General features: G+C 66.0%; 1 protein-coding gene. It reads right to left on the bottom strand.

Translation table 11 applies throughout. The features are described from left to right. Window positions 1-23: 23 nt before the first annotated feature. Window positions 24-893 carry an IS5 family transposase gene (locus tag ACZ6D7_RS47575; protein ID WP_469505181.1) on the bottom strand — a complete coding sequence of 290 codons (870 nt, stop codon included), beginning with the start codon at window positions 891-893 and terminating at the stop codon, window positions 24-26. Between the last annotated feature and the right edge of the window lie 232 nt (window positions 894-1,125).

Below are 1,125 nucleotides of genomic sequence, written 5' to 3'. Positions count from 1 at the left end.
AGAGGTCGTTTTCTCCCGTTGTTTCATCCCGTGATGCGGTTTTGGTCCGGTGGTGTCGGGTCGCGCCAGGAGACTGTGGTTTCACCGGTGAGGCGGCGGGCCATCAGGTCGGTCATGGCGAGGTGGATCATGGCTTCCGAGCGGGCTGGGAGGGTTTCGTAGTCGCGTGCGAGACGGCGGTGGAACATCAGCCATCCGTAGGTCCGTTCCACGGTCCAGCGCTTGGGCAGCGGGGTGAATCCCCTGGTCCCGGGGGTGCGCTGGACGATTTCCATGTCGATGCCGAGGGTGGCTGCGTGCTCGACGAGGTGCCGGCGGTAGCCGCCGTCGACCCAGGCTTTGCGGATGGTGGGGTGGGCGGTCGCGATCTGGTCGACCAGGTGGGTGCCGGCGGCGGAGTCCTGCACGCTCGCGGCTGTGACCAGCACTGCGAGCAGGAGGCCAAGGGTGTCGGTGACGATGCTCCGCTTGCGGCCGACGATCTTCTTGCCCGCGTCCGTGCCCTGGCTCGAGGCGGGCACGCTGGTGGAAGTCTTGACGCTCTGCGCATCGAGCACGCAGGCGGACGGCTCGGCCTCCCGGCCCTCCTTCTGCCGCAAGAGCCGCCTGAGCAGGCCGTTGAGCTGCGCGAACACGCCTTCCTGCTGCCACTTGGCGAAGTACCCGTAGACCGTGTTCCAGTGTGGGAAGTCGTGCGGGAGGTAGCGCCACTGCACGCCCGTGCGGTCCACGTAAAGGATCGCGTTCATGATCTCGCGCAGGTCATGCTCCGGTGGCCTGCCGAAGTCCAGGGCTCGGCCACGACGTTCGAAGCGCCACGCCGCCAGGACCGGCTCGATCAATTCCCAGCGGGCATCGGATAGATCACTCGGATACGCACGACGGTCAGCCATGATCTGGGCATACCGCCGCCCGGGGGCGTGCGCCCAGGCGCGCATCCTGCCGCGTCGAAGCACGGAACAGAACCGGGCGTCCTGGAATGAGACAGGCGCGAGCAGACCTCCGCCCCATCCGTCACACCGCCAGCCTCACCAAGCAGAGCCGCCTCCACAGACCCACCAGCAACACTCCGAGAGACAGAATGAACCAACTCAAAGCACAGCATTCAAGATGAAAACGACCTCT

It is taken from the genome of Streptomyces sp. NPDC041784, from assembly GCF_055591025.1.
Note: the sequence above shows the minus strand (reverse complement) of the source record. Positions and strands in the feature narration are given on the sequence as shown.

What these genes read in the sequence shown, in the direction of transcription:
- ACZ6D7_RS47575 (WP_469505181.1), bottom strand. Translation starts at nt 893, where the DNA reads ATGGCTGACCGTCGTGCGTATCCGAGTGATCTATCCGATGCCCGCTGG.